We start from the raw sequence: 24,102 nt of genomic DNA on the forward strand, positions 1-24,102 counted from the left end.
CCGGTCTCCGCCACGGGACGTTAGATCCAGCCCGCCTCGGTGGCCAGCCGGACCGCGTCGGTGCGGTTGCGCGCGTTCAGCTTGGCCACGATGGCCGTCAGGTAGTTACGCACGGTCCCGGCCGTCAGGTGCAGCCGCGCCGCGATTTCGGGAGCGTCCAGGCCACCGGCGACCAGCCGCAGCACGTCGGCCTCGCGCGGCGTGAGCGGGTTGTCGGCCAGGTCCCACGCCGTGATGGCCAGCGACGGGTCCAGCACCCGCCTGCCCGCCGCGACCTCGCGGATCGCGCCGGCCAGCTCCTCGGGCGGCGCCGTCTTCAGCATGAACCCGCCCACCTGCGCCGCCAGCGCCCGCTTGAGGTGCGCGGGCTTGCCGTGCGCGGTGAGCATGAGCGTGCGGCACGACGGCACGCGGGCACTGATCCGCGCGGCGGCCTCCAGACCGTCGAACTCGCCCGGCATGTCGATGTCCAGGACGGCCACGTCGGGCAGCTCCACGGCGGCCGAGGCGACGGCGGCGGCGCCGGACTCGACGGCGGCGACCACCTCCAGGTCCGGTTCCAGTCCGAGCAGCGCCGTGAGCGCGCCCCTGATGACCGCCTGGTCTTCGGCCAGAAGTATGCGAATCACGCAGATATTGTCCACCAGTGTCCGGATCATGATGACGTCATGGGCGATCGGTGACGGGCTCTCTGGGGCGCGTGCTCGCAGGTCGGCACGCTGGAGGACATGACAGAGGCAGTGCGGCTGGACGCCGTCAGCAAGGTGTACGGGAAGGGTCAGGGCGCGGTGGCGGCCCTGCGGGAGGTGTCGGTGGGCATCCCGCGCGGCTCGTTCACGGCCGTGATGGGGCCGTCGGGGTCGGGCAAGAGCACGTTCCTGCACTGCGCGGCGGGGCTGGACGTGCCGTCGTCCGGCTCGGTGCGGCTCGGCGGCACCGAGCTGGCCGGGATGGGCGAGACGGAGCTGACGGAGCTGCGCAGGCAGCGGGTGGGCTTCGTGTTCCAGGCCTTCAACCTGGTCGCGGCGCTCGACGTGGTCGAGAACGTCACCCTCCCGCTGCGCCTGTCCGGCACCCGGGCGCCGCGCGGCCTGCTGGAGGAGATCCTGCGCAGGGTGGGCCTGGAGGGCCGCGCCGGGCACCGTCCCGCGCAGCTCTCGGGCGGCCAGCAGCAGCGGGTGGCCATCGCCAGGGCGCTGATCACCGGCCCCGAGGTGGTGTTCGGCGACGAGCCGACGGGGGCGCTCGACACGATGACGGCCAGGGACGTGCTGCGGCTGCTGCGCGAGGTGGTGGACGGCATGGGCCAGACCGTGGTGATGGTGACGCACGACCCGCTGGCCGCCTCGTACGCCGACACCGTGCTGTTCCTGGCCGACGGCCGGATCGTGGACTCGATGAACGGCCCGTCCGCCGAGAAGGTGGCCGAGCGGATGACCAGGCTGGGGGCGTGGAAGTGATCGGCTTGGCGTGGAGGACGCTGCGGGACCGCAAGGGCGCGTTCGCGGGGGCGTTCGTGGCCTTGCTCTGCGCGGCCGCGCTGGTGTGCGCGTGCCTGATGCTGCTGGAGACGGGGCTGCGCGGCTCGGTCTCCCCCGAGCGGTACGCGGGCGCGCCCGTGATCGTGGCCGCCGACCAGTTCGTGCGGGAGAGCGTCGACAAGGGCGGCGGCGAGACCAAGACCAAGGCCAAGCCGCTGGCCGAGCGCGCCTGGCTGCCCGAGTCGGTCGTCGGGACGCTGCGGCGCACGCCCGGCGTGTCGAAGGTGGTGGCCGAGGTGACGTTCCCGTTCGGCCCGTACACGGGGCACGGCTGGGAGTCGGCCGCGCTCACCCCGTTCACCGTCGAGCGGGGGCGCGAGCCGCGGGCCGCCGGCGAGATCGTGGTGGACGCCCGCGCCGGGCTGGAGGTGGGTGCGCTGCTGCGCGGGTACCGCGTCGTGGGCGTCACCGCGCAGGCCCTGCCGAGCCAGGACACCGTGTTCTTCAGCACCGAGCAGGCCCGCCGCCTGGCCGGGCACCCCGGCATGGTCAGCGCCGTCGGCGTCTTCCCCGCCGTCGAGCGGGCGCCGCGGGGAGCCGTGCTGTACGCCGGGGACGAGCGCGGCCGGCTGGAGTTCCTGGACGCGGAGCAGGCCAGGGTCAAGCTCATCAGCATGGGCGGCGCGCTGGCCGGGACGTCGCTGATCGTGGCGATCCTGGTCGTGGTGGGCACGTTCGCGCTGTCGATCCAGCAGCGCCAGCGCGAGCTCGCGCTGCTGCGGGCCGTGGCCGCCACGCCGCGTCAGGTCCGCCGGCTGGTGGGCGGCCAGGCGCTGGTGGTGGGCGCGCTGGCGGGCGTGCCCGGAGCGGCGGCGGGCGTCGGGCTGGGCCTGTGGCTGCACTCGGTCTTCGTGGCGCTCGGCGCCACCCCGGCGAACCTGGCTCTGGTCGTCAGCCCGTTCCCGCCGCTGGCCGCGCTGATCGCCACCGTCGCCGCCGCCTGGGCCGCGGCCCGCGTCTCCGCCCGCCGCCTGGCCAGGATCCGCCCGGTGGAGGCGCTCGGCGAGGCCGCGCTCGACGACGGGCGGCTGCCCCGGTGGCGGCTGGTGGCGGGCCCGGTGCTGGTGGCCGGGGCCGTGGCGCTCACCCTGGTGCTGTCGGGGCTGGACACGGAGGCCGCGGCCACCCCGGTGACCATGCTGACCGCGCTGCTCTGGACGGTCGCCGTGTCCGTGCTCGGGCCGCTGCTGGCCAGGGCCGTCCGGCTGCTCCCGCTGCCCTGGGCCGGGGCGAGCGGCTTCCTGGCCGCCAGGAACCTGCGGGCCGCGCCCAAGGGGCTGGCCTCCGTGCTGTCGCCGCTCACCCTGATGGTGGCGATGACCTGCACGATCCTGTTCGCGCAGACCACGATGGGGGCCGCCGCCGAGGAGCAGGCCGCGGCCGGCACCCGAGCGGACCACGTGCTGCCCGGTGCCTCCGCCGAGGAGATCAGGCAGGTCCCCGGCGTCCAGGCCGTCACGCGGGTGCTGCGCACGTCCGTCCGGTTCGGCCTGGACAAGTACCCGGCCCAGGCCGTCACCTACGACCCGCGCACGATGGACCTCGGGATCGTCGCCGGCACGATGGACGGCTTCGGCCCCGGCTCGGTGGCCCTGAGCAGCACCGCCGCCGGCCGCCTCGCCCTCTCGCCGGGCGACCGGGCGAGGCTCACGCTCGGCGACGGCACCCCGGCCACGCTGAAGGTGGCCGCCGTCTACTCCCGCGGGCTCGGCTTCGGCGACGTGACGCTGCCGTACGAGCTGGTCCGCGGCCACGTGGACGACCCGTCGGGCACCCTGCTGGTCTCGGCCCCCGGCGTCACCCTGCCGGGAACGGCGCCCGAGGCGGCCTCGACCGGCTCCGCCGATCCGCAGGTCACCTTCGTGGCGCTCGGCCTGATCATCGCCTTCACCGCCATCGCCGTGGTCAACACCCTGGCCATGGCCACCTCGGGCCGGGCCAGGGAGCTGGCCGTGCTCCGCCTGGCGGGCACCACCCGGCGTCAGGTCCTGCGCATGCTGCGCCTGGAGACGCTCAGCGCCGTGCTGGCCTCCGTGGTGACGGGCACGGCGGTGGCGCTGGCGACGCTGGCGGCGTTCGGGGCGGGGATGACGGGCTCGGCGGTGCCGTACGTGCCGCCGGTGGCGTACGCGCTGGTGATCGCCGCCGCGACCGCACTGGCGCTGCTGTCCACGTCGCTCCCCGCCCGCCTGGCCCTCAGGACCCGCCCGGCGGAGGCGGTGTCATCGGCCTGAGAGCACCTTGTCGTACAGCTCCAGGTACTGATCGGCCATCACCGACGGCGAGAAGCGGCGGCGGGCCTCCTGGCGGCACTCCTCCGGGTCGATCTCGCCCACCCGGAGCACCCACTCCGCCAGCTCCTCCTCGGTGTCGGCCAGGAAGCCGGTGCGGCCGTGGTCGATGATCTCCGGCAGGCAGCCGCGCCGCAGGCCGACCGGCGGGACGCCGAGCGCCAGGGCCTCCACGACGGCCGTGCCGCCCGGCTCGTCCCACTGGATGGGGAAGAGGGCGGCGCGGGCCGAGGCGTACAGCTCGTCCCTGGCGGAGCCGCCGACCGCGCCGACCCACCGGACCAGGTCGCCGTCGAGATAGCGGGACACCTGGTCGAGGTGGTAGCGCACGTCCGGGTGGCTGTGCAGCGGGTGGTAGGGGTTCTGGGCGACGTCGTCCAGCTCGGCGGGTGTGTTGCGGCCGCTCACCGGGCCGGCCAGGACCAGCGGCAGCCCGAGCTTCTGGCAGATCCTGGCCGCCACGTGCTGCCCCTTGAGCCCGCAGATACGGCCCATGACCACCAGGTGCTCGCCCTGGTCGGCGCGGGGGGCGTGGTCGGCGAGGGGGGTGGCGAGATGGATGGCGCCGAGCGAGGCGGCGCGCAGGGCATCGGGGGCGCGGGCGATCTGCGACTCCGAGACGCCGTTGACCGCGATCGACGACGGGAACGCGCCGTAGAAGGCGGGATGCTTGTGCAGGTCCCAGTGCAGGGTGTGCAGGACGGGCGGGCCGCCGAGCGCCGAGAGCACCGCGGGGCCGACCACCTCGACGTGGTCGTGCACGAGGTCGATGTCGTCGCGCCGGCTCAGCTCCGACGCCACCCGGGCCAGGTGGGCGTGGGTGATGCCCATGACCTGGTTGTACGGCTTCTGCAGCTCGGCGAACTGCTCGGTGTCGTACACGCTGATCAGCTCGTCCACCTCCAGCGTGCTGGAGCCGACGGAGGCCAGCACCACCTGCACGCCGCGCGAGCGCAGCGCCGGCACCAGGGTGGCCACCACGTTCTCGATCCCGCCGTAGCCGGCGGGCGGGACCGTGAGCCACGGCCCCGCGTTCACCAGGATCTTCATGCCAGGTCCTCCTCCAGTACGAGGGAGGCGAGCGGAGGTCGCTCCGCCACGGCCACGTCCGCCAGGTCGGCCTGCCCGTCGAGCCCGAACTGCAGGAGCGTGTGCGCCGGAGGCTCCGACGCGAGCACGCGGCCCTGCCGTTCCAGGCGGGACCAGGCGGTGAGCATGATCTGCCCGGCCATGCGGCCGAGCGCGGGGATCGGCTGGTGCGTGTGCGTGCGGTGCCCCAGGTCGACCTGGGCCATGGCGTCCAGCCCGACGAGCTGGAGCAGGTCGACGAGGAGGCCGAACTCCACGCCGTACTCGGTGACGAAGGGCACCCGTTCGAGCACCTCGCGCCGGGCGGCGTACTCGCCGCCGAGCGGCTGGGCGAAGCCGGCCAGCTCCGGCCAGAACATATTGAGCAGCGGCCTTGCCACCAGCTCGGTCACGCGCCCGCCGCCGCCCTGCTGGGCGACGCCGTCCGAGCCGATGTAGGGCCGTTCGTAGGTTGCCTTGACGAAGTGGGTGTCGGCGTCGACCAGCAGGGGGCCGACCAGGCCCGACACGTAGTGCGCGCCGAAGCTGCGCAGGTCGCTGTCGATGTAGACGACGATGTCCCCCTTGGAGGCGGCAAGCCCTTTCCACAGAGCCTCGCCCTTGCCTGTGAGGGGTGGGAGGTGGGAGAGGACCTCTCCCTGCGCCACCACGCGGGCGCCCGCCTCGCGGGCCCGCTGGGCGGTGGCGTCGATCGAATTGGAGTCGACGACCAGGACTTCGTCGACGAGCGGTGTGCGCTCGACGAGGTCGCGGCGGATCGCGGCGACGATGTCGCCGACCGTGCTCTCCTCGTCACGTGCGGGAAGGACCACGCTGACCGTGGTGTCTCCCTTGGCCATCATTAAGGCGTCCACCGGCCACTCTGCTGCGGTGCTCGAGTGCGGGCCGTACCATTCCTGGACCCTGGCCAAGGCTCGCATATCTGTCTCCATGCATCAGCCCCGATCTCATGAGGTCACGGCTTCTGCCCGGTCTATAGGCACTTGAACATGTTTGTTTGATTCGGCCTAGACGTGGCATATGCCGGGTTGTGTCCCCTATGACCCGTGTCGGCATCGTAGGTGCCGGAAATGTCGCCGCTCGTCACGCTGACGTCCTGTCCGCGTTCCCCGATGTCGCGATCGCTGGAATCGCCGACACAGATCCCCGCAGGGCCGAGGCGCTGGCCTCGAAGCACGGCTCCCCCGCCTTTGGCGGCCATGCCGACCTGCTCAGTGCCGGCGGTCTTGACGCTGTCTACGTCTGTGTGCCTCCTTTCGCGCACGGTAACCCGGAGCTTGATGCTTTGTCGTGCAATCTCCCGATTTTCGTGGAAAAACCCCTTTCGCTAGATCTCAAAACCGCAGAATCCATCGCGTCCGAAATCGAGCGGAGATCTCTGCCCTCGGCGGTCGGCCATCACTGGCGCTATCTGGACATCGTCCAGCAGGCCCGCGACCTGCTCTCCGGCCGTCCCGTACGGCTCGCGCTCGGCCACTGGCTGGACAAGGTGCCGCCGGTGGCGTGGTGGCTGAACCCGACCATGTCCGGCGGCCAGATCCTGGAGCAGGCGGTCCACGTGCTGGACCTGGCCCGGCTGCTGGTGGGCGAGGTGTCCATGGTGCACGTGGTGCCCGCCGAGAACCCCGTGGACGGCGAGGTGGACCGGGCCTCGGCCGCGGTGCTGCGCTTCTCCGGCGGGGCGGCCGGGCTGCTGGCCACCTCCTGCCTGCTCACCCACAAGCACCGCGTGGGGCTGGAGGTGTGCGCCGACGGGATCGCGCTGGAGCTCAGCGAGACCAGGCTGCTCGTGGACGGCGAGCGCTCGATCGAGGACGACGGCCAGGCCAAGGTGCGGGTGGACCGCGAGTTCATCAACGCCGTACAGGGTAAGCAGGCCGAGGTCCGCGTACCGTACGGGGAGGCGCTGCGTACCCACCGCCTGGCGCTGGCACTCGCCAAGTCCGCCGTCGAACGGAGGCCGGTGACGCTCGATGATGACCAGTAACGTTCTCAGCATCGACGAGCCGGGCGAGGTCTGCCTGGCCGAGGAGAAGCTGCCCGACGTGCCCGAGGGCGGGTTCCTGGTGGAGACCGTCTACAGCGGGGTCTCCGCCGGCACCGAGCTGACCTTCGTCAAGGGCACCAACCCCTACCTCACCTCGACGTGGGACCCGGCGCTCGGACTGTTCCTGGAGGGCTCGCCGTCGGTGTCGTACCCGGTGCGCGGCATCGGTTACATGCAGGTCGGCAGGGTGGCCGAGACGCGGACGCGGGCCGTGCGCGAGGGCGCGCTGGTCGCGATGTGCTACGGGCACCGCACGGCGTACGTCGCCGACCCGATGACGGACCGGTTCGTGGAGCTGCCGGGCGACCTCGACCCCATGCTCGGCATCTACGTCGCCCACATGGGCCCCATCTGCGCCAACGGCCTGCTGCACGCGGCGCACGACCTGCACGGCCCGGCCGTGCGCGACCTCGGCGACGGCGTGCGCGGGCGGCGCGTCGTGGTGGTGGGCGCGGGCGTGGTCGGGCTGCTGACGGCCCTGTTCGCCGTGTCCGGCGGCGCGGCCGAGGTCGTGGTCGTGGACGAGACCCCGGCCAGGCTGGAGGTCGCCGCGGCGCTCGGCGTGGACGTGCTGGCGGCCGGCGACGACCCGGCCGTCGTGCTCAAGCGCCGCTGGCGGCACGCCCCGAACGACCGCGGCGCGGACGTGGTCTTCCAGTGCCGCGGCCGGCCCAGGGCGCTGGCGCTCGGGCTACGGCTCCTGCGCCCCCAGGGAACGCTGGTGGACCTGGCCTTCTACACCGACGGCGCCGACGAGGTGCGGCTCGGCGAGGAGTTCCACCACAACGGGCTGACCCTGCGCTGCGCCCAGATCGGCCGGGTGCCGCGCGGCCTGGCCCACGCCTGGGACAGGGAGCGGCTCTCGTTCGAGACCATCGCCCTGCTCCGGGAGCACGGCGGCCCGCTACGCGAGCACGTGATCACTGATGTCGTCGGCTTTTCTGACGCGCCACGATTCCTGACCGGACTCGCGGCGCGACGGCTTCAGACCGTTCAGGCTGTGCTCCGCGACGATGTCCAGGATGAGGGCGGCTGACCAGCTGAAGTCCCGGCAGCCGTGACCGCGCAGCGTGAGCGGGTTGAAGTACTCGCGGAAGCCCGACTGGCTCACCGAGCGCATCATCGCGTCCGCGAGCGTCCTGGCCAGGTCGGGGCGGCGCTCCCGCAGGCCCTGCCAGACCAGCCAGCTCACGTTGACCCAGCTCGGGCCGCGCCAGTAGCGGGCCGGGTCGAACTCGGGCGCGTCCAGGGCGTAGCTGGGCAGCGGCATGTCGTTCAGCCCGAACCGGGAGATCGCCGTCCCGATCAGGGCGTCCGCGACCTCGGCCGGCAGGCCGGGCAGCATGAGCGGCGTCAGCCCCGCCACGCTGCCGGAGTCGATGAGGGCGCCGCTGTGCACGTCGCGCGGCTGGAAGAGCTTGCCGTCGAACAGGTGCCGCACCATGGCCCCGGTGATCGCCTCGGCCTCGCGCCGGTGCGGCTCCGGGTCCAGGCCGAGCACCTCGGCGATCGCGGCCAGGGTCGACTCGGCGACGCCGTACGCGGTGTTGAACAGGGGATCCTCGACGTGGAACGCGCCAGGCTCGCGGTAGCCGGACTCGCGGTAGGCCTGGGCGAGCTCGACGTACTGGACGTAGTCGCGGTCGGTGGGCCGCTCGTCGGCGCTGACCGTCTGCAGGTCCCTGCGGACGAACCCGGTCGCGCTCGCCTGCACGGCGGCCAGCGGCAGGTCCCAGGCCGGGCTGTTGTCCATGCCCGACTCCCAGGGGTGCACGATCGAGATCAGCCCCTCGGCGGAGCGGCGCTGGGCACGCAGGAACTCCTGCTGCGCCACCAGCCGGGGATAGATCCGGCGCAGGAACGCCGGGTCCGGCTCGGCCTGGTGCGTCTTCCAGGCGGCCAGCGCGTGCACCGGGGGCTGGACGATGCCGGAGGTCCTCGCCCCGGAGGGCGCGGCCGCCCGCCAGAACTCGGCACTGGGGAAGTAGGCGTCCTCCGGCACCCGCGGGTTGAAGACGATGTGCGGCACCCGGCCGTCGAGCCACTGGGCCCCGAACAGGCTCAGCAGCTCGGTGCGGGCCCGGCGGGGCGACCAGCGGGCGTTGCCGATCGCGATGAACGCGGAGTCCCAGCTCCACTGGTGCGGGTAGAGGCGACGGGAGGGAACCGTGTAACTGCCGTCCCAGTTGCTGACCAGGACGCGCACGGCGTCGCGCAGGATCATAGATACTTCCTCACGAATGCTGCGGTCTGGGGAAGAACGATCTCGGGCTCGCCGCGGAGCCGGCACTCAAGGGCGAGGTATCCGTCGAAGCCGACGGCGTCGAGCGTGGCGAGCTGCGCGCCCCAGTCGAGGTGCCCGGTGCCCGGCTGGTTCCTGTTCGACTCGCTGATCTGCATGTGCGCGATGTACGGGGCCGCGTCGATCAGCGCGCGACAGGGGTCGTCCTCCTCGATGTTCATGTGGTAGGTGTCGCCGACGATCCTGATGGAGTCCATCGCGCAGTAGGAGACGGCCTCGGCCAGCGTGTTGACCATGTGGTTCTCGTACCGGTTGAGGGGCTCCAGCATGATCAGCACGCCGTTGCGGTGCGCGTGCTCGCCGAGGATGCCCAGCGCCTCGGCCAGCACCTCGCGGTCCTCCTCGGGGCTGCGCGGCGGCTCGAACGGCGGCAGGCGGCGGGAGAACTGCCCCCAGGAGGCGGGCGTCATGACGCCGATGCCGCCCAGCTCGCCGATGACCGTGAGCTGGGAGCGGAGCTGCTGGATGGCGTCCTTGCGCTTGGCGGGGTCGAAGTCGCCGATGAAGTGCGGCATGTCCACGCACACCGTCGGCATCTCCACGCCGTCGGCCAGCGCCCGCTTGAGCTCCGTCAGGCGGCCCGCGAAGTGGAAGTCGCCCTTGCCGCGCAGCTCGATGGCGTCGAAGCCGGCGTCGAGGGCGAACGCGAACTTCTCCTGCAGCGAGCGACCGGGCAGAAGCTGCTCCTGTACGGCGAGCTTCACTGTTTACTCCTCAAATTGGAAGACGAGCTGGAGCACCTCTGACTGGTGCTTGTCGAGCAGGTCGAAGGCCTCGGCGGCCTCGTCGACGGGCATGACGTGGCTCACGAGCTCGCGGGCGTCGACCTCCCCGCGGTGCACGAGCTCCATGAACGTGCGCTGCAGCCGCTCGACGTCCCACCGGTGCGCCAGCCACGAGGCGACGCCGCCGATCTGCGAGGAGACGAGCTGGACCTGGTTGTGGTGGAACTCCTCGCCGAGCCGCAGCCCGATGCCGTCGCCCTGGTAGAAGCCGGCGGCCACGACCCGGCCGCCCTTGCGGACGGTGCGGATCGCCTCGTGCAGGCCGAGGTGGCTGCCGCTGAGCTCGATGACGGTGTCGGCGCCCACGACGCGCTTGCGCATGAACTCGGCGACCGACCCTGACGCCACGTCGAACGTCTCGGCCGCGCCGAACTTCCTGGCCAGCTCCAGCCGGTCGGGGATGGCGTCGGCGGCGACCACGCGGGCCCCGCTGAGCACGGCCAGCCGGGTGGCGAGCAGCCCGATGACGCCCTGGCCGAAGATCGCGATCTGGTCGCCCAGGTGCACGTCGGCGGCGTGCACGGCGTTGAGCGCGATGGCGCCCACCCGGGCGAAGACGCCGGTCAGAGGGTCGGCGCCGGGCGGCAGGACGTGGCCGACGAGCTTGTCCGCCGGGACGACGGCTTCGGCGCGGTGGCCCCAGATGCCCCACACCAGGCTGCCGACCGGCGGGTCGGCCACATCGGGCGCGGCCTCCACCACCTCGCCGACTTCCTGGTAGCCCCAGCCACTGAGTGGGTAGGCATGCGTCTGGCCCTCGACGAAGAGCCGGCGCTCGAGGTCCCACTTGCGAGTGAGATACGGGTTGGTGCCGCGGTAGGCGGTCAGTTCGGTGCCCGCTGAGACTCCTGAATAGAGAGTGCGAACTCGCACTGTGCCCGGCTCTAGCTCGGCGGGCGACTCCAGGCTGACGCGGACTTGGCCTGGCTCTTCGAAGGTGATGACGCGCATTCCCCACACTTACGCTTTTTGATCAAACAAAAGTCGAAGATTTAGCGCTACTTGGCAAGCGATAGTTGCGTTCGTAACACTCGTAAGTCTACGACTTCTGCCGGAGGTGACAGATGAAATTGGGGTTTCTGACAGCGTGTCTTCCGGAAAGCGACCTTACCGACATTGCTCGCTGGGCCGCTACCCAGGGCTTCGAGGCTCTGGAAGTGGCCGGCTGGCCAGGACCGGATGACCGAAATCACATCAGAGTGGATCGTTTCGACGACGCCGAACGCGAGCGAGTCCGGAGAATCTTCGCGGAGACCGGACTGACGCTTTCCTCGATCGCCTACTACGAGAACAATCTCCACCCTACGGTAGGGAAGGAAGTGAACGCGCACGTCAGACGGTGTATCGAGGCCGCCGCCGCGCTCGGCTGCCCGACGGTCGGCACGTTCGTGGGCCGCGATCCCGGGCTGCCCGTCAAGGAGAACCTGGCACGGGCGACCGACGTCTTCGGCCCGCTCGTCGAGTACGCCCGGCAGCACGGCGTCGAGATCGTCATCGAGAACTGCGTGATGAAAAGCTGGCACCCGGATGGGTATCCGGGCAATTTGGCCTATTCGCCCGAACTATGGGAATGGATGTTCTCATTGGGCCTCAAGCTCAACTACGACCCTTCCCACCTCGTGGCGCTCGGCATCGATCCGGTAACGGCGCTGACCCCGTACGTGGACAACATCGCGCACGTCCAGGCCAAGGACACGCAGTTCCTTCCCGGCAAGCTCGACCGCTACGGCTTCTACGGCCCGATAAGCGGAGAAAAGGGGTGGTACCGCTTCCGCGTACCGGGGCTCGGGCAGGTCGACTGGACCCGGGTGATCGACGCGCTCTACGAGGGCGGATACGACGGAGTGGTCTCCGTCGAGCACGAGGACGCCGTGTGGAGCGGCAGCACGGAGAGGGTACAGACCGGTCTCGGTATCGCCTACCGCACGTTGCGGCCTCTTGTCCACGGGTAAGGGCGGCATATCCCCAACCAGAGGAGCGTGCCATGCCGACGAAGGTAACCGCCGTCCTCTCTGTCGCCCTGCTGGCCGCCGCCTCCCTGTCGGCCTGCGGGAGCGGCGGTGACGAGCAGTCGTCAACGAGCAACGAGATCACCGTCTGGACCGAGGAGAACCTCGAGGACCGGATGGCCGTACAGAACACCATCGTCGCCGAGTTCACCCAGAAGACCGGGATCAAGGTGAAGCTGGTCGGCGTCGCCGAGGACCAGTTCAGCCAGACCCTCACCGCCGCCGCCGCCGCGGACGACCTGCCCGACGTCATCGGGGCGCTGCCGCTGGCCTCCATCCGGGAGATGGAGGCCAACGAGCTGCTCGACACCGAGACGCCGGGCAGGATCGTCGATCAGCTCGGCCGCGACACGTTCTCACCGCGCGCGCTGGAGCTCGACACCTCCGGCGGGAAGCTGCTCGCGGTGCCGAGCGACGGATGGGCGCAGCTCATCCTCTACCGCAAGGACCTGTTCGAGAAGGCGGGGTTGCAGCCGCCTGACACCTACGAGGCGCTGCAGGCGGCCGCGGCCAAGCTGAACACGGGCGGGACCGCGGGCATCACGCTGGCGATCGCGCCGAAGGACTCGTTCACCGCGCAGAGCTTCGAGCACATCGCCCAGGCGAACGGGTGCCAGCTCGTCGACAACGCGGGGAACGTCGCCCTCGACTCGCCGCAGTGCGCCCGGGCCTTCGAGTTCTACGCGAACCTGGCCAGGAACTACTCGGTCAAGGGCAAGCAGGACGTCGACTCGACCAGGGCCACGTACTTCTCGGGCAAGGCGGCCATGATGATCTGGTCGTCGTTCATCCTCGACGAGATGGCCGGGCTGCGCAAGGACGCGCTGCCGAGCTGCCAGGAGTGCCGCGAGGACCCCGAGTGGCTGGCCAGGAACACCGGCGTGGTCACGGCGCTGAAGGGGCCCGACGGGAGCGCGCCCGCGCAGTACGGCGAGATCGTCTCCTGGGCGATCACCCGAGACGCCGCCACGGACCCGGCGAGCAAGTTCGTCTCCTACATGATGAACGAGGGGTACGAGCGCTGGATCGGGATGGCGCCCGAGGGCAAGTTCCCCACTCGCCGGGGCTTCGAGGACAAGTGGAACAAGCTGCCCGCCGGCGTCGACTCCAAGAAGCCGCTGGCCGACGTCTACCCGGCCGACGTGCTGGAGGCGCTGCGCAAGAGCCCTGACACCTTCGCCCGGTGGGGCATCCCGCAGGGCCAGGGCAAGCTGGTCGGCGCCACGATGGGCGAGCTGCCCGTGCCCAAGGCGCTGAGCTCGGTCGCCGACGGCTCGCTGACCCCGCAGGCCGCCGCGGCCCAGGCCAAGGCCGACGTGGAGTCGATCAAGCGCGGGATCCGGCAGTGACGGCGACCGCCAGCAAGCCGCAGGCGCCGCAACACCGCAAGCCCGCCCGGCGCGGGCGGACGCTGCGCGAGCAGGAGGGGCGGGCCGGGCTGGCGCTCATCTCGCCCACCCTGATCATCACGCTGGTCGTGGTGGTGCTGCCGCTCCTGTGGGCGATCATGCTGGCGTTCCAGGACGCGCGGCTGATCAACATCCGGCGCGTGGGCGTCTTCGGGCACTACACGCTGGAGAACTTCACCTACGTCATGTCCGAGCCGGGCTTCTGGTCGTCACTGGTCAACACGCTCGTCTACACCGTCGCGGGGACGGTGTTGTCGATCGTGATCGGGCTGGTGACGGCGCTGGCGCTGCGTGACAGGTTCAGGGGGCGGACCCTGGTGCGGGCCTCGATCCTGATCCCGTACGTGGCTCCGGTGGTGGCCGTGGCGTTCCTGTGGGAGACGATGCTCAACCCGCAGTACGGCATCGTCAACACCTGGCTGAGCGAGCCGATCGCGTTCCTCACCCAGGCCAGGGGCGAGTTCCTGGGCCTCCAGGTGCCCGTGGCGCTGCTCACGGTGATCGCGTTCGAGGCGTGGCGGTACTTCCCGTTCGCCTTCCTGTTCATCCTGGCCCGCCTGCAGGCGCTGCCCGCCGAGCTGGACGAGGCCGCCGTGGTCGACGGAGCCACGCCCACCCAGCGCTTCCGGTACGTGATCATGCCGCAGCTCTGGCGGATCATCGCGCTGCTGTCGGTGCTGCGGTTCGTGTTCACCTTCACCAAGTTCGACGACGTCTACCTGCTGACCGGCGGCGGGGCCGGCACCGAGGTCGTCAGCGTGCGCGTCTACAACTTCCTGACCTCGCGCGACGACATCGGCGCCTCTGCGGCGCAGGCCATCGTGCTGGCCGTCTTCCTGGTGGTCTTCCTGGTCGTCTACCTGAGGTTCTTCGCGGGAGGTGAGCGCGATGACCAGAGATAGGTTCGAGCGGGGCCTGCTCAGGGTGCTCAGGCCGCTGGTGATCGCGTTCCTCTTCCTGATCACCGCGTTCCCGTTCTTCTACATGGTGATGCTGTCGGTGCGCGACATCCAGGAGCTCATCCTGGAGCCGGGCTCGCTGTGGCCGCGCAGCTTCACCCTGGACACGTACGTGAACGTGCTGACCAGGCAGGGCTTCCTGACCTTCCTCGGCAACAGCGCGATCATCGCCGTCTCCTCGGTGGCGGTCACGCTGCTGATCTCGATCCCCGGCGCGTACGCGGTCGCGCGGCTGCGTTTCTTCGGCCGGCGGCAGGTGCACTTCCTCTTCCTGGCGGTGTACCTGTTCCCGGCGATCGTGCTGGCCATCCCGCTGTTCGTGCTCTTCACGATGATCGGGCTGCGAGGGTCGCTGATCGGCCTGATCCTCGTGTATATCGCGCAAACGGTGCCTGTCACGGTATACATGCTCCGCAACTACTTCGAGACCGTGCCGCAAAGCGTGGAGGAAGCGGCGGCGATCGACGGGTGCACGAGGTTGTCGACCATCTGGCGCGTGGTGCTGCCGCTGTCCAAGCCCGCGCTGATGGCCACCGGCCTCTACGCCTTCATGATCGCCTGGAACGAGTTCCTGTTCGCCCTGCTCTTCCTGGTGGAGAGAAGGGAGAGCTGGACGGTTTCCCTGGGGCTCTCCCAGCTCGCGGGGAGCATCGAGATCCCGACGACGGTCCTGATGGCAGGATCGGTGGTGCTCACGCTGCCCATCGTGATCGTGTTCTTCGCCAGCGAGCGCCTGCTGACGGAGGGCCTCACCGCAGGAGCGGAGAAGGGATAGACCATGCTGACGGCAGGGCAGATCCTCCAGCTCATCCGCGATGGCTCCTGCCGGACGCGCAAGGAACTGATCGAGTTCACCGGCCTGTCCCGCTCGACGATCACCGACCGGGTCGACCGGCTCATCGACGCCGGCTACATCCACGAGTCCGGCGTCGGCACCTCCGGGGGCGGGCGGCCGCCCTCGGTGCTCGACGTGGACGCCACCAGGCGCCTGATGCTGGTGGCCGACCTGGGCGCCACCCACGCCAGGGTGGCGCTCACCGACCTGGCCGCCCGGCCCCTGGCCGAGGAGCACACCGAGATGCGCATCGAGCTCGGCCCCGACGCCGTGCTGTCGTGGGTGCGCGAGGCGTTCCAGCGCATGCTGGACAGGGTGGGGCGGCCGGCCGCGGAGGTGTGCGGGATCGGCCTCGACCTGCCCGGCTCGGTCGACCACGCCTCCGGGCGGGTGATCAGGTCGTTCCTGATGCCCGGATGGGACGACCATCCGGTGCGCGAGGCGATCCGGTCCACCTTCGACGTGCCGATCCTCGTGGAGAACGACGCCAACGCGATGGCGCTGGGCGAGTGGTGGTCGTCGTGGCGCGACACCGACTCGCTGGTGCTCATCAAGGTGTCCACCGGGATCGGGACCGGCATCATCCTCGACGGGCAGATCTATCGCGGCGTCGAGGAGGCCGCCGGCAACATCGGGCACGTGCGGCTGCGCGAGACCGACGACCGGGTCTGCACCTGCGGCTCGCGCGGCTGCGTGGCCTCGCTGGCCAGCGGCCACGCCGTGGCCACCGACCTGGAGGTGGCCTCCAGCCGCGACGTGGTCCGGCTCGTGCAGGCCGGCGACCCCGGGGCCATCGCCTGCGTCCAGGAGGCCGGGCGCACGCTGGGCGTGGTGCTGGCCACGGCGGTCAGCCTGCTCAACCCGGGCGTGCTGGTGCTGGCCGGCGACATGGCGGAGACCAGGGAGCACTACCTGACGGGCATCAGGGAGATCGTCTACCGGCGCAGCCTGCCGTACACGACGCGCAACCTGGAGATCGTCACGAGCTCGCTGGGCGACCGGGCGGGGATCGTCGGGATGGCGGTGATCGTCATGGAGCACGTGCTCTCCCCCGCCTCCGTGGACGCCGCCCTGGCGGAGAAGGCGAACCTGGTCAACTGAGGGCGCCGCGCAGCAGGGCGGGCGCCTCCACGAGCGAGGGGCCGTACCAGGTGAGCAGGCGTCCGCTGACCGGCACGCACCTCAGGCCGGGGAAGGACTCGGGGCCGTCCGTGTCGCTGAAGGCGTAGGGCTCGTCGGGCAGGACCACGAGGCCGGGGCGCCGCTCGTTCAGCTCGGCGAGGGGGATCTTCGGGTAGCGCTCGGGGTGGCCGGCGTACAGGTTGTCCACGCCGAGGAGCCTGAGGACGTCGCCGGTGAACGTGTCGCGTCCCACCACCATCCACGGCCGGCGCCAGATCGGCACGATCGCCGTCCGCCTCGGCCCGTCGAAGGGCGCCTGCCACGCCTCCCGCGCCCGTGCCAGCCACGAGGGCGGCTCCGTACGGCACGCGACGGCGAACATGCGCTCCAGGGAGGCGAAGGCCTCCGACACCGTCTCGATCCTGGTCACCCACACCGCGAGGCCCGACTCCCGCAGGGCCTCGATGTCGGCGGGCCGGTTCTCCTCGGCGTTGCACAGCACCACGTCGGGGCGCAGCCGCCTGATCGCGTCGAGGTCGGGGTTCTTGGTGCCCCTGACCCTGACCACGTCGAGGTCCGCCGGGTGCGAGCACCAGTCGGTCGCCCCGACCAGCGCGCCGGGCAGGGTCGCCGCCACCGACTCGGTCAGCGAGGGCACCAGGGAGACGATCCGCCGCACGGTGCCGGGGATCTTCACGGGGATATCGGTGTCGTCCACGCCGGTAAGCCTATGATGATCGTTTGTCGGCCCGGGGCCGTAGACTTCGGGCCGAAGATCGTCAACTCGTGATCGGGGGACGCGGTTGCAGCGGGAGTCGCTCGGCTTCGATCCGAAAACGCCCAGCGTGGCCAGGCTCTACGACTACCTGCTCGGCGGCAAGGACCACTTCCCCGCCGATCGCGCGGCGGCGGAGCGGATCCTGGAGGTGGCTCCCGAGCTGCGCGCGGCGGCGCGGGCCAACCGCGCGTTCCTCGGCCGGGCGGTGCGGCTCCTGTCCGAGTCGGGCGTCGAGCAGTTCCTCGACATCGGCCCCGGCCTGCCCGCGCCCGGCAACGTGCACGAGGTGGCCCCCGCGGCGCGGGTCGTCTACGTCGATCGCGACCCGGTGGTGCTTGTGCACGCCAGGGCGCTGCTGGCCGGCCAGGGCGACACGACCGTGGTCGCGGGCGACCTGCGCGAGCCCGAGGCGCTGCTGAAGGATCCCGAGGTGCTGGCCGCGCTCGACTTCGACCGGCCCGTGGGCGTGCTGCTGACGGCGGTCATGCACTACGTCCAGGACACCGACGAGCCCGAGGAGATCGTCGCGACCCTCCGCGACGCGCTGGCCCCCGGCAGCTACCTGGTCCTGTCGCACGGCACCAGCGAGGCCAGGGCGGCGGTCGTCGAGCGGGCCACCGAGGTCTACCGGAGCGCCGACACGCCGCTCACGCTGCGCGGGCGGGAGCGGATCGCCGGGCTGTTCCGGGGCTTCGAGCTGGTGGAGCCGGGTCTGGTCTGGCTGCCCGAGTGGCGTCCCGAGCAGGCCGATCTGATCGACTTCGGCGACGGGCCGCAGTCGTCGCTGGCCCTGGGCGGCGTGGGCAGGAAGGGCTGAGGCCATGAAGATCGGGCTGGCGGTGCCGCAGTACGGCAGGTTCGCGCGGCTGTCCAGCGTGCTGCGGGTGGCGCGCGCGGCCGAGTCGATGGGCCTGCACAGCCTGTGGGCCGGCGACCGGCTGCTCACGCCGCTGGCGCCGAAGGACCGCTACCCGGGAGGCGACGGGCGCATCCCGGAGGCGCACCGGGTGTTCCTCGACCCGTTCGCGGTGCTGTCGGTGGCCGCGTCGGCGACCTCCGCCGTGCGGCTGGGCACCAGCGCGCTCAACGCCTGCTGGTACGCCCCGGTCGTGCTGGCGCGATCGCTCACCACGATCGACCGTCTCAGCGGCGGGCGGCTCGACGCCGGCCTCGGCCTGGGCTGGTCCTCCGACGAGTACGCCGCCGCCGGCGTGCCGTGGCAGGGCCGGGCCCGGCGCTACGAGGCCACGCTCGACGCGCTGGAGGCGATCTGGACCACCGACCCGGTGTCGTACGAGCACGAGCTGTGGACGATCGCGCCCAGCCACATCGAGCCCAAGCCGGCCCGGCGCCCGCCGCTCTACCTGGCGGGCTTCTCGGAGGCGGCGCTGCGCCGCATCGGACGCAGGGGCGACGGCTGGCTGACGGCCGCGCTGCCGATCCCCGTGCTCACGTCGATGTGGCAGACCGTGTGCCGCGCCGCGGAGCAGGCCGGCCGCGACCCCGCCGGCCTGCGCATGATCCTGCGTTGCAACCCGCTGGTCACCGACGACGGCACGCCGCCGAGGAGCGGCACCGTCGCCGGGATCGCCGCGTACCTCGCGAGCGCGGCCGAGGCCGGGGCGCACGAGGTCATCCTGGACCTGCAGCACACCGCGACGAGCGATGAGCACCTGCTCGACCTGGCGGTCGCCTTCCAGGCCGAGCAGGCGGCGCGCTACGGGCCTACTTGATGGCGGCCAGCGCGCCGTCGTAGTCGGGCTCCTGCGTGATCTCCGGCACGAGCTCGGAGTAGATCACCTTGTTGTCGCCGTCGAGCACGACCACCGCGCGCGCGGCCAGCCCGGCCAGCGGCCCCGACTCCTGGGAGACGCCGTAGTCGTCGAGGAACTCGCGGCCCCGCATGAGCGACAGCGTGGTCACGTTCTCCAGGCCCTCGGCGCCGCAGAAGCGCTTCTGGGCGAAGGGCAGGTCGGCCGAGATGCACAGCACCGCCACGTCGGGGTGCTCGGCGGCGACCTCGTTGAAGCGGCGCACGGAGGCCGCGCACACGCCGGTGTCGACGCTCGGGAAGATGTTGAGGACCTTGGTCTGCTGCCCGAAGTCCGCCAGCGTGCGCTCGGCCAGGTCGGCGCCCACGAGGCGGAACGCGGGAGCGCTGTCGCCGGGCTTCGGGAAGGTGCCGGCCACGGTGATGGGGTTGCCCTTGAAGGTGACGGACATGGAAAGCCTCCTGATAACGATGTTCTCCCAGCATCGTGATCCTATCGGCGTCCCCTGTCAGGCCCAGTCGTGGCGGGCCGCGTGCCAGCCGAGCTGGACCCGCGTCCGCACGCCCGCCAGATCCATCAGCGCCCGCAGCCGACGCTGGAGCGTGCGCAGCGACAGGTCGAGCTGGCCGGCCACGGCCTCGTCCGTCAGGCCCGACAGCAGCAGCCCGAGGATCTTCCTGTCCAGCTCGCCGAGCTCGGGCTCGCGCTGCTCCTCCAGCGTGTCCAGGGCGTCGGCGCGCAGCGGGTAGGAGCGCTGCCACACCGCCTCGAACAGCGCCTCCACCCCGGCCAGCAGCCCGCTGCGGTGCAGCAGCACGGCGGCGGGCTCGCCGCCCGGCTGGGTGGTCAGCGGGACCAGCGCCAGCTCCGAGTCGGCCATCATCAGCTTGATCGGCAGCTTGTCGGCCACCCTGACCCGCACGCCCCTGCGGATGGAGTCGACGGTGCCGGCGACCGCGCCGGGCGCGGCCAGGACCTCGCGCTCGACCACCACCATGTACTCGACGCCGCGGTCCACGCCCCGGTCCTCGGCGGTGTTGTCGCTGGGCGGCACGGCCACGAACGGCGCCGTGGAGAACGAGCGGACCCGTTCGCGCGCGGCCCACTGGATCTGCAGGAAGCGCTGGCGTACCGCCTCCACTCCTGTGACGACCTCGATCAGGTCGCCGACGGCGCGGTCGGCGGCGGCCATCCGGTGCTGCTCGGCCAGCGCCACGATGGCCAGCTCCGCGGTGCGCAGCTCCTCCCGGCGGGCGGTGAGCAGGCCGCCGAGCGCCACGGACGGCGGGGCGGCGGCGTACCGGTCCCGGTGGCGGGAGACCAGCCCGCGCCCGGACAGGGCGGCGAGGTCCGCCTCGACCTGGAACGCCGGCCGGTCGAGGGCGGTGACGAGGTCGGCGGTGGTGCCGGGCGTGGCGATCAGGAAGCGGTAGACGGCCTCCTCCCCCGCCGTGAGACCCAGCGCCTCCAGCACGGTGCCCGTCTCCCTCTGATCGCCCGGAACGCCGACCAGTATGGGAGAGAAAATGGGGCCAAAGGCGACATAGTCGTCTTCGGCCCCGAATCGTGACTGCACGGTTATTCAGCTCACGAGAGCCCGGATGATCTCCTGGCTCACCGTGTTCCCCTTCGCGTCGGACGCGGTGGCCTTGAGCGACAGGGAGCCGGCGCGGACGGCGGTGGCCCACTCGCCCCTGCCGGTCGGCACGAGCACGGCGGGCTGCCACGACCTGCCGTCGTCGTAGGAGACCGAAAGCGTGGCCCTGTTCGCCCTGCTCGGGGCGTCCAGCCACTCCTGCGTGGTCGCCGACAGGCCGATCTTCACGATCGGGCCGACGACCTTGACGTCGTAGTCGAGCTGCAACATCGGGATGTCCACCTGGTACGGACCCTCCGGATCGACCGGGGCCGAGGTGAAGCCCCACTCGGTGCGGGTCCGGACGGAGGTGCGCCAGCGGTCGGCGTTCCTGTTCACGTCGAGCGTGAGCCGGTACGGCGCCGCCTCCTCGGGCAGGCCGTCCCAGACGGCCATGGCGCGCCCCGCGGACTTCCTGATCAGCCTGTCGCCCTGGTGGAGCGCGATCGACATGGTCGCGTACTCGTCGCCGCCACCGCCGGAGTGCCCCGGCGTGCCGTCGGCCAGCGGCGGGATGTTGAACTGCATGCCGTTGCCCTGGTCGCGGAACGGCCCCCAGTACTCGGTGCTCAGCCGCGGCCGGACGATCGGCGCGAACCACTCGTGCGTGACCCGCTGGCCCGCCCGGTACGTCTTCGGCTTCTGCCGCATCTCCCAGTCGTCCGCGCCGCCGATGAAGTGGTTCTCGTACCAGCGGTAGCCGGACCCGGTCGTGACCCACTCGGTGCGCTCGGCCGGGAAGTACTCGCGCTCCTGGAACCCGATCGCCGGCCCCCAGCCGTCCGCCAGGTTGTAGCGGAAGCCGCCGCCCTCCTGGCCGGTGGTGGCGCCCCGGTAGACGCCGCGGACCTCGGCCAGGCCGCGGGCGCGGTAGGTCAGGTCGCGGTCGGGCACGGCGCCCTTGTGCAGGTCCACCAGGTCGTACAGGTAGGAGGCGTAGGTCTTCTGCTCGACCACGGCGAGCTTGCCCGCCAGTGCGGCGCCCTCGTCGCGGGTGACCAGCACGACCGGGATCGGCAGGCCCTCGCCATAGCTCTCGTACAGGCGTCCCGGCTCGTCGTTGACGACCACCAGCAGCTTGGCGCCGGCCGCGACGGCCTGCCCGGCCCGCTCCTCGGCCGGGACCTCGGCGCTGCGGGTGACGATCACGGCCTTGCCCCGGACGTCCACGCCCGCGTAGTCCTGCGCCGCGCCCTTGCCCGCGCTGACCGTGCGCAGCAGCGAGCGGCCGTCGGCGAGCGTGCCGCCGCCCTGCACGGTGGTGACCAGCGGGGGGCGGCCCGGCACGTCGAGCGTGAGGTTCGGCTCGCCGAGGCGCCAGCGGGTCAGGTAGTCGAACGTGCCCTTGGTGACCTTCTCGGTGGGCGAGACGTACACGCTGTCGTACCAGATGGGCAGGACGTAGCCGAGCCTGATCGGGTCGTCCTGGCCCGGAACGGTCCTGGCGAAGTCGAGCTGCGTCTGCCGCCGCTCGGCGAGCTTCGGCGCGCTGACCCCGACCGGCCTGGCCTCGCTCGCGTCGAGGACGACCTCCTTGTTCCCGTCGAGCACGGTCTCGGGGTCGACCAGCAGGGCCATGCCGCGCGCGTCGGCGCGCTCGCCCTCCACCTCCAGCAGCGAGAACGCCATGTACGTGTCCGGCGGCAGGCGCAGCACCCGCTCGCCGTCCACGTCGTACGGCACCATGTCGCCGCCGAACGAGGCCAGCACCACCCGCCCGGCGGCGGGCTCGCCATCACGGTCGCGCAGCTTCAGCGTCAGGTCGTACAGCTCGCGCTCCTTGACCGCGCCGAACGCGGTGCGCACGGACGTCTCCCCCGACGTGGCCGTGACCAGCCCGGACGTCCTCGCGCCCGGCTCCAGGGCGGCGGGGTCGATGCTCAGCGTGACCTCGGCGGAGCCGCGGGCCGGGACGGTGAGCCGCGGCGCGGACAACGTGGCCGCCGTCGAGCCGCTGACCGCCAGGTCGAGCGTGACCTCGGCGTCGCCGTCGTTGCGGTAGGTGATCGTGCGATCCGTCCTGGGGTCGCCGGCGGCGTGCGGCCAGTCGTAGAACGCGGTGGGCACCGAGCCCGTCGCGGTCACCGTGGCCCTCACCGCCGCCGCCACGTCGAGCCGGCCCGTGCCCTGCTCGAACGGCGTGTACGCGAGCTGCTTCGCCGAGCTCATCAGCGCGTCCTTGAGCCGCTGCCCGGTCCACTCGGGGTGCCGCTGGAGCAGGATGGCCGCCGCGCCCGCGACGTGCGGGGTGGCCATGGAGGTGCCGTCCAGCTTCCAGTACGGCCCGTCCGCCTCGGTGTTGTGCGACGAGTGCGCCGCGTCGATCCCGACCCCGGGCGCGGAGATGTCGGGCTTGAGGCCGTACGTCCGGTCGAGCGGCCCCATGCTGGAGAACGCCGCCCGCTCGTCGGCCTTGTCCACCGCGCCCACGGTCAGCGCCGAGGCCGCGGAGCCGGGCGCGCCGATCGTGCCCTCGCCGTAGCTGTTGCCCGCGGCGATCACGAACAGCGTCCCGTGCTGCGCCGACAGGTTGTCCACGGCCTGGGCCATGGGGTCGGCGCCGCCGTCCGGCAGGCTGCTGCCCAGGCTCATGCTGACGATCTCGGCCCTGGCCGCCGCCCACTCCATGCCCGCGATGATCCACGAGTCCTGGCCGTAGCCGTCGTCGCCGAGCACCTTGCCGATCAGCAGCTCGGCGCCGGGGGCGACGCCCTTGTTGCCGCCGCCCGACGCGGCGCCGGTGCCGGCGACCGTGGAGGCCACGTGGGTGCCGTGGCCGTTGACGTCCTTGACCTCCTCGCCCGGCACGAAGCTGGTGGACTCGGCGATGCGGTCCTTGAGGTCGGGGTGGGTGTCGTCCACGCCGGTGTCGAGCACGGCGACCTTGACGCCGGTGCCGTCGAGGCCGGCCGCCCACGCCTGCGGCGCGCCGACCTGCGGCACGCTCTCCTTCAGCGCGACCCTGGCCTTGCCGTCCAGCCACACCTTGGCCGGGCCCGACCTGGCCGTGCCGAGCGCCTTCCAGAACGGGCGGGGGTCCGCGCCGAGCTGGAGCGCCGCGCCCTTGACGCTGGGCAGGGCGCGCACGACCTGGGCGCCGGTCGCCGAGCGCGGCGCCGGGCCGTCGTAGGAGACGATCACCGGCGGGCTGCCGTGGTATCCCATCTCGGCCAGCGCGGTGACGTTGAACAGCCGCCGGTCCAGCCGGTCGGCGGCGATCAGCGGCACGGCCTCGTCGGGCACCACGTACACGTCGCCGCCGGCCTGCTGGACCTGGACGCCGCCCTGGGCGTCCGCCGGGCGGTCGACGGTGACGGTGTCCTGGTCGCCGGGGCCGTCCACGTAGTGCACCCGGTGGCCGGTGATGAGGGTGATCTCGGTCTCGTGCGGGCTCTGCGCGGCCGGCCGGGTGTCCGCGTGCGCCGCTGAGGGCGCGGACAGGCCGGTCGCCGCCAGCGCCGCCGCCAGGACGCCGGTCAGGCTTCTGGAAGTGAGGGGCATGAACCGGATTCCACCGGTTCGGGTGA

The 24,102-nt window shown here is 71.8% G+C and carries 20 protein-coding genes and 1 pseudogene; 11 read left to right on the forward strand and 10 right to left on the reverse strand.

Features of this window, described 5'->3' with window-relative positions:
- Positions 1–20 precede the first annotated feature (20 nt).
- Positions 21–629, reverse strand: a complete 609-nt coding sequence (locus HD597_RS41950; protein ID WP_253750573.1) for a response regulator transcription factor — start codon at positions 627–629, stop codon at positions 21–23.
- 99 nt (positions 630–728) lie between these two features.
- On the opposite strand from HD597_RS41950, the gene HD597_RS41955 reads away from it, so the two are divergent.
- Both HD597_RS41955 and HD597_RS41960 read left to right on the forward strand, forming a co-directional pair.
- Positions 729–1,460 (forward strand): ABC transporter ATP-binding protein, encoded by a 732-nt coding sequence (locus tag HD597_RS41955; RefSeq protein WP_253750576.1) that lies wholly within the window; start codon positions 729–731, stop codon positions 1,458–1,460.
- The gene (locus HD597_RS41960) at positions 1,451–3,775 is read left to right on the forward strand and encodes an ABC transporter permease (protein ID WP_253750579.1); all 2,325 of its coding nucleotides are present in this window, start codon (positions 1,451–1,453) and stop codon (positions 3,773–3,775) included. The genes HD597_RS41955 and HD597_RS41960 overlap by 10 nt, the downstream gene beginning before the upstream one ends.
- Here HD597_RS41960 and HD597_RS41965 read toward each other — a convergent pair.
- Together HD597_RS41965 and HD597_RS41970 are read right to left on the reverse strand one after the other, a co-directional pair.
- Positions 3,764–4,882, reverse strand: coding sequence for a glycosyltransferase (locus HD597_RS41965; RefSeq protein WP_253750582.1), 1,119 nt, complete (start codon positions 4,880–4,882; stop codon positions 3,764–3,766). The genes HD597_RS41960 and HD597_RS41965 overlap by 12 nt on opposite strands.
- Complete coding sequence (locus HD597_RS41970) at positions 4,879–5,841, reverse strand: glucosyl-3-phosphoglycerate synthase (RefSeq protein WP_253750585.1); 963 nt, start codon at positions 5,839–5,841, stop codon at positions 4,879–4,881. Before HD597_RS41970 ends, HD597_RS41965 begins: the two co-directional genes overlap by 4 nt.
- 119 nt (positions 5,842–5,960) lie before the next feature.
- Here HD597_RS41970 and HD597_RS41975 point away from each other — a divergent pair, with 119 nt between their 5' ends.
- Entirely contained in the window at positions 5,961–6,908 is a 948-nt protein-coding gene (locus HD597_RS41975) for a Gfo/Idh/MocA family protein (protein ID WP_253750589.1), read from the forward strand.
- Positions 6,895–8,004 (forward strand): zinc-binding dehydrogenase, encoded by a 1,110-nt coding sequence (locus HD597_RS41980; RefSeq protein WP_253750592.1) that lies wholly within the window; start codon positions 6,895–6,897, stop codon positions 8,002–8,004. The genes HD597_RS41975 and HD597_RS41980 overlap by 14 nt, the downstream gene beginning before the upstream one ends.
- 9 nt (positions 8,005–8,013) lie before the next feature.
- Here the strand turns inward: HD597_RS41980 and HD597_RS67055 are convergent.
- The 3 genes and pseudogenes from HD597_RS67055 to HD597_RS41990 all read right to left on the reverse strand — a co-directional run.
- Positions 8,014–9,192: pseudogene (locus HD597_RS67055) on the reverse strand (MGH1-like glycoside hydrolase domain-containing protein); the annotation flags it as partial.
- Entirely contained in the window at positions 9,189–9,974 is a 786-nt protein-coding gene (locus tag HD597_RS41985) for a sugar phosphate isomerase/epimerase family protein (protein WP_253750596.1), read from the reverse strand. The gene HD597_RS41985 and the pseudogene HD597_RS67055, both read right to left, overlap by 4 nt.
- 3 nt (positions 9,975–9,977) lie before the next feature.
- The gene (locus tag HD597_RS41990) at positions 9,978–10,928 is read right to left on the reverse strand and encodes a zinc-dependent alcohol dehydrogenase (RefSeq protein WP_253750599.1); all 951 of its coding nucleotides are present in this window, start codon (positions 10,926–10,928) and stop codon (positions 9,978–9,980) included.
- Positions 10,929–11,119: 191 nt separating this feature from the next.
- Between HD597_RS41990 and HD597_RS41995 the strand changes: the two genes are divergently transcribed.
- The 5 genes from HD597_RS41995 to HD597_RS42015 are packed head-to-tail and all read left to right on the forward strand — an operon-like array spanning position 11,120 to position 16,368.
- Positions 11,120–12,007 carry a sugar phosphate isomerase/epimerase family protein gene (locus HD597_RS41995; protein ID WP_253750602.1) on the forward strand — a complete coding sequence of 296 codons (888 nt, stop codon included), beginning with the start codon at positions 11,120–11,122 and terminating at the stop codon, positions 12,005–12,007.
- A gap of 32 nt (positions 12,008–12,039) precedes the next feature.
- The gene (locus HD597_RS42000; protein WP_253750605.1) at positions 12,040–13,413 is read left to right on the forward strand and encodes an ABC transporter substrate-binding protein; all 1,374 of its coding nucleotides are present in this window, start codon (positions 12,040–12,042) and stop codon (positions 13,411–13,413) included.
- Positions 13,410–14,375 (forward strand): carbohydrate ABC transporter permease, encoded by a 966-nt coding sequence (locus tag HD597_RS42005; RefSeq protein WP_253750608.1) that lies wholly within the window; start codon positions 13,410–13,412, stop codon positions 14,373–14,375. The genes HD597_RS42000 and HD597_RS42005 overlap by 4 nt, the downstream gene beginning before the upstream one ends.
- Positions 14,362–15,207: a carbohydrate ABC transporter permease gene (locus HD597_RS42010; RefSeq protein ID WP_185109670.1), complete on the forward strand. Its 846-nt coding sequence runs from the start codon at positions 14,362–14,364 to the stop codon at positions 15,205–15,207. The genes HD597_RS42005 and HD597_RS42010 overlap by 14 nt, the downstream gene beginning before the upstream one ends.
- Positions 15,208–15,210: 3 nt before the next feature.
- Positions 15,211–16,368: an ROK family transcriptional regulator gene (locus HD597_RS42015; RefSeq protein WP_253750611.1), complete on the forward strand. Its 1,158-nt coding sequence runs from the start codon at positions 15,211–15,213 to the stop codon at positions 16,366–16,368.
- Here HD597_RS42015 and HD597_RS42020 read toward each other — a convergent pair.
- Positions 16,361–17,107, reverse strand: coding sequence for a helical backbone metal receptor (locus HD597_RS42020; protein WP_253750614.1), 747 nt, complete (start codon positions 17,105–17,107; stop codon positions 16,361–16,363). The two genes, HD597_RS42015 and HD597_RS42020, sit on opposite strands and share 8 nt — an antisense overlap.
- Positions 17,108–17,192: 85 nt before the next feature.
- Between HD597_RS42020 and HD597_RS42025 the strand changes: the two genes are divergently transcribed.
- Together HD597_RS42025 and HD597_RS42030 are read left to right on the forward strand one after the other, a co-directional pair.
- Positions 17,193–17,984, forward strand: a complete 792-nt coding sequence (locus HD597_RS42025; RefSeq protein ID WP_276083160.1) for an SAM-dependent methyltransferase — start codon at positions 17,193–17,195, stop codon at positions 17,982–17,984.
- 4 nt (positions 17,985–17,988) lie between these two features.
- A complete protein-coding gene (locus HD597_RS42030; protein WP_253750636.1) occupies positions 17,989–18,900 on the forward strand; it encodes a TIGR03619 family F420-dependent LLM class oxidoreductase in 912 nt (303 codons plus the stop codon).
- Here HD597_RS42030 and tpx read toward each other — a convergent pair.
- The 3 genes from tpx to HD597_RS42045 all read right to left on the reverse strand — a co-directional run bounded on the left by tpx (position 18,893) and on the right by HD597_RS42045 (position 24,076).
- Positions 18,893–19,390 carry a thiol peroxidase gene (gene tpx / locus HD597_RS42035; RefSeq protein ID WP_253750639.1) on the reverse strand — a complete coding sequence of 166 codons (498 nt, stop codon included), beginning with the start codon at positions 19,388–19,390 and terminating at the stop codon, positions 18,893–18,895. The two genes, HD597_RS42030 and tpx, sit on opposite strands and share 8 nt — an antisense overlap.
- 57 nt (positions 19,391–19,447) lie before the next feature.
- A complete protein-coding gene (locus HD597_RS42040) occupies positions 19,448–20,413 on the reverse strand; it encodes a hypothetical protein (protein ID WP_253750642.1) in 966 nt (321 codons plus the stop codon).
- Positions 20,414–20,521: 108 nt separating this feature from the next.
- Entirely contained in the window at positions 20,522–24,076 is a 3,555-nt protein-coding gene (locus HD597_RS42045; protein ID WP_253750645.1) for a S8 family peptidase, read from the reverse strand.
- Between the last annotated feature and the right edge of the window lie 26 nt (positions 24,077–24,102).

The organism is Nonomuraea thailandensis, assembly GCF_024172165.1.
Lineage (GTDB): Bacteria > Actinomycetota > Actinomycetes > Streptosporangiales > Streptosporangiaceae > Nonomuraea > Nonomuraea thailandensis.

Coding starts and splice junctions, on each gene's coding strand:
- HD597_RS41955 (WP_253750576.1), top strand. CDS start 729: ATGACAGAGGCAGTGCGGCTGGACGCCGTCAGCAAGGTGTACGGGAAG.
- HD597_RS41965 (WP_253750582.1), bottom strand. CDS start 4,882: ATGAAGATCCTGGTGAACGCGGGGCCGTGGCTCACGGTCCCGCCCGCC.
- HD597_RS41970 (WP_253750585.1), bottom strand. CDS start 5,841: ATGCGAGCCTTGGCCAGGGTCCAGGAATGGTACGGCCCGCACTCGAGC.
- HD597_RS41975 (WP_253750589.1), top strand. CDS start 5,961: ATGACCCGTGTCGGCATCGTAGGTGCCGGAAATGTCGCCGCTCGTCAC.
- HD597_RS41980 (WP_253750592.1), top strand. CDS start 6,895: ATGATGACCAGTAACGTTCTCAGCATCGACGAGCCGGGCGAGGTCTGC.
- HD597_RS41995 (WP_253750602.1), top strand. CDS start 11,120: ATGAAATTGGGGTTTCTGACAGCGTGTCTTCCGGAAAGCGACCTTACC.
- HD597_RS42000 (WP_253750605.1), top strand. CDS start 12,040: ATGCCGACGAAGGTAACCGCCGTCCTCTCTGTCGCCCTGCTGGCCGCC.
- HD597_RS42010 (WP_185109670.1), top strand. CDS start 14,362: ATGACCAGAGATAGGTTCGAGCGGGGCCTGCTCAGGGTGCTCAGGCCG.
- HD597_RS42015 (WP_253750611.1), top strand. CDS start 15,211: ATGCTGACGGCAGGGCAGATCCTCCAGCTCATCCGCGATGGCTCCTGC.
- HD597_RS42030 (WP_253750636.1), top strand. CDS start 17,989: ATGAAGATCGGGCTGGCGGTGCCGCAGTACGGCAGGTTCGCGCGGCTG.
- tpx (WP_253750639.1), bottom strand. CDS start 19,390: ATGTCCGTCACCTTCAAGGGCAACCCCATCACCGTGGCCGGCACCTTC.
- HD597_RS42045 (WP_253750645.1), bottom strand. CDS start 24,076: ATGCCCCTCACTTCCAGAAGCCTGACCGGCGTCCTGGCGGCGGCGCTG.